Annotated in this window: 4 protein-coding genes; 1 reads left to right on the top strand and 3 read right to left on the bottom strand. The window is 61.9% G+C overall.

The window, feature by feature from the left end; translation table 11 throughout:
• The first annotated feature begins 1 nt into the window (after position 1).
• Positions 2-742, top strand: coding sequence for a HugZ family pyridoxamine 5'-phosphate oxidase (locus ABW043_RS03710; RefSeq protein ID WP_353919887.1), 741 nt, complete (start codon positions 2-4; stop codon positions 740-742).
• Positions 743-834: 92 nt separating this feature from the next.
• Here ABW043_RS03710 and ABW043_RS03705 read toward each other — a convergent pair whose 3' ends face one another.
• From ABW043_RS03705 to ABW043_RS03695, 3 genes are all read right to left on the bottom strand, one after another.
• On the bottom strand, positions 835-2,997 hold the full coding sequence (locus ABW043_RS03705) for a malate synthase G (RefSeq protein WP_353919886.1): 2,163 nt from the start codon (positions 2,995-2,997) through the stop codon (positions 835-837).
• A 57-nt stretch (positions 2,998-3,054) separates the two neighbouring features.
• Complete coding sequence (gene guaD, locus ABW043_RS03700; RefSeq protein WP_353919885.1) at positions 3,055-4,356, bottom strand: guanine deaminase; 1,302 nt, start codon at positions 4,354-4,356, stop codon at positions 3,055-3,057.
• Positions 4,353-5,540: urate hydroxylase PuuD (locus tag ABW043_RS03695; RefSeq protein ID WP_502908589.1), on the bottom strand; the 1,188-nt coding region annotated here is incomplete at its 5' end. The genes guaD and ABW043_RS03695, both read right to left, overlap by 4 nt.

The following is a 5,540-nucleotide window of genomic DNA, read 5'->3' as shown; positions in this document are numbered from 1 at the left end:
ATTGCAGCCGACCAGCGACGAAGCCCGGCGCCAGGCGAAAACCCTGATCCGTTCCGCCCGCTACGGCGCGCTGGCAACGCTTGATCCCCAGACCGGCGCTCCCCAGGTCACCCGCGTCGGCGTCTCCACCGATTTTGATGGCGCCCCCGTCCTGCTGATCTCAGGCCTTGCCGCCCATTTCCCCGCCCTTAGGGCCGACGGCCGCTGCTCGCTGCTCCTCGGCGAAACCGGCAAGGTCGATCCTCTCGCCCACCCGCGCATTTCCATCGCCGCCGAGGCCAAAATCCTCGAACGCGACGATGCCGACAGCCAGCGCATCGCCGCCCGCTATCTGGCGCACCAGCCCAAGGCAAAGCTCTATGCCGAACTGGGCGACTTCCGTTTCGTGCGGCTCGAACCGCGCTCAGCCAGCCTCAATGGCGGCTTCGGCAAGGCCTTCGCGCTCACCGCCGAAGACCTGCTCTCCAACGGCGACCCGGCCCTCGCCGCCGCTGAGGGCCATGCCGTCGAGCACATGAACGAAGACCATTTTGAAGCCGTCGACCTATACGCCCGCCACTACGCCAAGGCACCATCGGGCAAATGGGTCCTCACCGGCATCGACGCCGAAGGCATCGACATTGCCCACGGCGACGACGTCAGGCGCATCTTCTTCGAAAAGCCGATCACCGTCCCGCAGGACATGCACATGGTCCTGGTGCAAATGGCCCGCGCCGCGCGCGTGGCTTTCATGGAAGCCTGACACCGCCCACCGCGTCATTCCCGCGCAAGCGGGAATCCCCTGCCGGAAACAGAGATCCCCGCTTTCGCGGGGATGACACCGTGGTTGAAAACTTACTTCGCGTCGCGCGCCTTCACCTTGCGGCGTGCGGCGTGGAGCAGCGGCTCGGTATACCCGCTCGGCTGATCCGCACCCTTGAGCGCCAGATCCAGCGCCGCCTGGAACGCCACCGACTGATAATTCTCCGACATCGGCCGATAGATCGGATCGCCTTCATTCTGCTGGTCGACGATGACCGCCATGCGCTCGAACGTGGACGTCACCTCGTCGCGGCTGACGAGGCCATGACGCAGCCAGTTGGCGACCGCCTGCGAGGAAATACGGCAGGTAGCGCGGTCTTCCATCAGGCCGACATTGTTGATGTCGGGCACCTTGGAACAGCCCACGCCCTGCTGCACCCAGCGCACGACATAGCCCAAAATACCCTGCGCATTGTTTTCGAGCTCGCGGGTGATCTCCTCGCGGCTCAGCGAATATGGCACCTGCACCGGCATCGAAAACAGCTCGGTTAGTCCCGGCACCGCCTGGTTGTGGCGGCGCGACTGCGCTTCGAACACATTGACCTGATGATAGTGCAGCGCATGCAGCGTGGCGGCCGTTGGCGATGGCACCCAGGCGGTATTGGCGCCCGCATTGGGGTGGCCGATCTTGGCATCGAGCATCGCCGCCATATCGTCCGGCCGCGCCCACATGCCCTTGCCGATCTGCGCCTTGCCAGAGAACCCGCAGGCCAGCCCGATCAGCACGTTGCGATCTTCGTACGAAGAGATCCAGCGCTCGGACTTGATCTCGTCCTTGCGCAGCACAGCGCCCGCTTCCATCGAGGTATGGATTTCGTCGCCGGTACGATCGAGGAAACCGGTATTGATGAAGAACACGCGGGCCCGTGCTTCATAAATGGCGGCCTTGAGGTTAGCCGAGGTGCGACGCTCCTCGTCCATGATGCCGATCTTGATGGTGTTCGGCTTGAGGCCAAGGAAGCCTTCGACCGAGGCAAAGATGGCGCAGGCAAAGGCGACTTCTTCCGGCCCATGCATCTTGGGCTTCACGACATAGATCGACCCGGTCCGCGAATTGTCGCCCTTGTCGTGCAGCGCGCAGAGCGCCGTCACGGCGGCATCCATCAGCCCCTCACCCACCGGCTTGCCATCGAGCAGCACGGCATCGGTGGTCATCAGGTGCCCGACATTGCGCACCAGCAGCAGCGACCGGCCCTTGAGCACCAGCGGCTGACCGTTGACGTCCTTATAGGTCCTGTCGGCCTTGAGCCGGCGCGTGACCGTCTGGCCGCCCTTGTCGAACGTATCCTGCAACGAGCCGTCATTGAGGCCCAGCCAGTTGCGATAGACGCCGACCTTGTCCTCGGCATCGACTGCCGCAACCGAGTCTTCGCAATCCTGAATAGTCGTCAGCGCCGATTCGACGATGATGTCGGAAAGCCCGGCCTTGTGGGTCGACCCAATCGGGCTCTTCGGGTTGATGACCAGCACGGCGTGAAGACCATTGTGGCGCAGCACCAGTTCGCCGCTCTCCTCGGTCCCACCATAGCCGACGAAGCCGGAAGGATCGCGCAGCCCGGTGCGGCCCGCCGCAGTATCGACCTGCAGGTGGCGCGTCTCGCCATCCTTGACCACATGATAGCCGGTAACGTCAGCATGGCTGCCGGTTGCCAGCGGAAAGCTCTCGTCGAGGAACTGCGTACCGCGTGCGACGACGGCCGCGCCGCGTGCCGGATTGAAACCCTTGCCCGGCGCCAGATCACCATCGCGGGAGATCGCGTCGGTCCCATAGAGAGCATCATAGAGGCTGCCCCAGCGGGCATTGGCGGCATTCAGTGCATAGCGCGCATTGGAGACCGGAACGACCAGCTGCGGGCCGCAAATGCTCGAAATCTCGGGATCGAGATTTTCCGTGTCAATCGTGAAATCGCCCGGCTCGGAAACGAGATAGCCGATCTCGCGGAGGAAGAACTCATAGCCCTGCGGATTGTTGGTCACCGGACCATATTTGTGATGCCACTCGTCGATCTGGCTTTGCAGATCGTCACGCTTGGCCAGAAGTCGCACATTGGTCGCGCTATGCTCACGCAGCAGATTCGCAAAACCATCCCAGAACTGATCCGCCGATACCGCTAGGCCCTTGAGCGCTTCTTTTTCTACGAAATCCACCAGCAGAGGGTGCACGGAAAGACCGGATTTCGTAAGATAGTTGCTCATGCCAGGGGGTCCTAACGATAACAGTTTGGCGACAGCTTTAGGCCATCGCGGCCTGCCTCACAACCCGCCTAAAGTGGACTTCGCCCTTGCACCGGCGACATAGACCTCGGCAATGGCGCGGTCGTCGCCAAGCGTCTGCAAAAGGAACAATTCCTCGACCAGCGTTTCGACAGTCGCCATGCGCATCCGCATGGTCGGCGTCGCCCGCGCGTCGAGCACGACGAGGTCCGCCGCCCGTCCCGGCGCTACGCTGCCGATCGTGTCAGCCAACCCCAGCGCCTCGGCATTACCCCGCGTCGCAAGGTGGAACGACGCCAGTGGATTGAACCGCTGGCCGCGCAGTTGCAGCACCTTGTAGGCCTCGTCCATGGTCTTGAGCATGGAAAAGCTCGTGCCTGCGCCGATATCCGTCGCAAGCCCAATCCGCACCCCGTGCTTCAGCATCCGGTCGCGATCGAACAGCCCCGAACCAAGAAAGAGATTCGAGGTCGGACAAAACACCGCCACAGAACCGGCATTGGCAATCGCCGCCGTCTCGCGATGGTTGAGATGGATGGAGTGCCCCAACAGCGTGCGTTCGGTCAGCAGACCGTAGTGCTCATAGATGCCCGTATAATCTGGAGCATCGGGATAAAGCTCCATCGAATAGGAAATCTCGGCGTCGTTTTCGCTGAGGTGTGTCTGCACATGGCAGTCGCCATGCTCGGCGACCAACGTCTGCGCCATTTCCATCTGCGCAGGCGTCGACGTGATGGCGAAGCGTGGAGAGATCGCGTAGAGCCCCCTGCCCCTCTTGTGCCAGCGCGCGATCAGCGCCTTGGTGTCGTCATAGCTCGATTGCGCCGTGTCGAGCAGGTCTTCGGGCGCATTGCGGTCCATCATCACCTTGCCGCCGACCATCAGCATATTGCGCCGCTGCGCCTCGGCAAAGAAGGCATCCACCGAACGCGGATGGCTGGAGCAATAGGCGACGGCCGTGGTTGTCCCGTGTCGGATCAGCGCGTCATAGAAATCGACGGCAACAGCATCGGCGTGCCCTTGCTGGGAAAACTTCTGCTCTTCCACAAAGGTGTAGGTATTGAGCCACTCCAGCAGCGACCCGGCATAGGAGGCCATCATCTGACTCTGCACATAGTGCAGATGCATATCGATGAAGCCAGCCATGATCAGGTTGGGCCGATGGTCCACGACCATCGCGTCCGACCTGTCCACTTCCGAATAATCACCGACGGCGACAATGATGCCGTCCTCGATACTGACCGCGCCATCCTCGAGGTAGAGATAGCTCTCGCTATCCTCGATGCCTTCCGGCGCGCGCGAAAAACTCAGCACGCGGCCGCGCAGTATCGTGCGGCTCATGAGCGCGAACCCTCGCGGAACCATTCGACCAGCAGCGCCCGCTCTTCAGCCGTCATCTCCGTGACATTGCCCGGCGGCATGGCATGGGCATAGCCCGCCTGCATGGCGATATCCTTGGCGTGGTTCGCGATGGCCACGTCATTGTCGAGAATGACATTCTTCGGCGCCTCGAACACACCCGGCCATGCCGGCTCTGCCGTGTGGCACATGGCGCAACGCGTCTGCACCGTCAGGCTCGCCGAGGCAAAGTGCTCGGTCGCCATGAACCGCTCGCCCGTCGCGCTCGCCAGCGTCTCGGTATCAAAACCCGGCAGTTTCGGCGCCGTCGAAAGCCACGCGATGATCAGGAACAGGACGACGGCAACACCCCAGGTCCAGTGAGGATTGCCCTTCCGCGCATGGCGCGTGTTGAAATAGTGCCGGATGACCACGCCGATGAGAAAGATCAGCGAAGCGATGATCCAGTTCCACTGCGTGGCAAAAGCCAGCGGATAGTGGGACGAGAGCATGAAGAAGATGACAGGCAGCGTCAGATAGTTGTTATGCAACGAGCGCTGCTTGGCGATCTTGCCATATTTGGCATCAGGCACCTTGCCCGCCTTGAGATCACCCACCACGATCTTCTGGTTGGGGATGATGATCATGGCCACGTTGGCCGCCATGATGGTCGCGGTGAACGCGCCCATATGCAGCATTGCCGCGCGACCGGTGAAGAGCTGCGTGTAGCCCCAGCTCGCCGCTACCAGAATGGCGAACAGCACCAGCATCAACCCGGTCGTCGATTGCCCGATCGGCGACTTGCAGAGCGCGTCATAAAGCACCCAGCCGAGCACGATCGACCCGATCGAGAGCAGGATGGCGCCCCAGCTCGGAATATCGAGCACATTTCGATCAACCAGATAGATATCGGCGCCAACGTAATAGATCAGCGCCAGCAGCATCGCGCCCGAAAGCCAGGTCCAATAGCTCTCCCATTTGAACCAGGTCAGGTGCTCGGGAAGGAATTCCGGCGCCACCAGATATTTGTTGATGTGATAAAACCCGCCGCCATGCACCTGCCACTCTTCGCCATGAGCGAGTGGCGGCAGGCTCGGGGTCTTGCGCAGCCCAAGGTCGAGCGCAATGAAATAGAATGACGAGCCGATCCAGGCGATAGCCGTGATCACGTGCAGCCAGCGCACAGC

Origin of the sequence: Devosia sp., assembly GCF_040509215.1 — a bacterium.
In the GTDB taxonomy this organism is placed as follows: Bacteria; Pseudomonadota; Alphaproteobacteria; order Rhizobiales; family Devosiaceae; genus Devosia.
The sequence above is the reverse complement of the archived record's forward strand: the minus strand, read 5'-3'. Positions and strand labels throughout refer to the sequence as shown.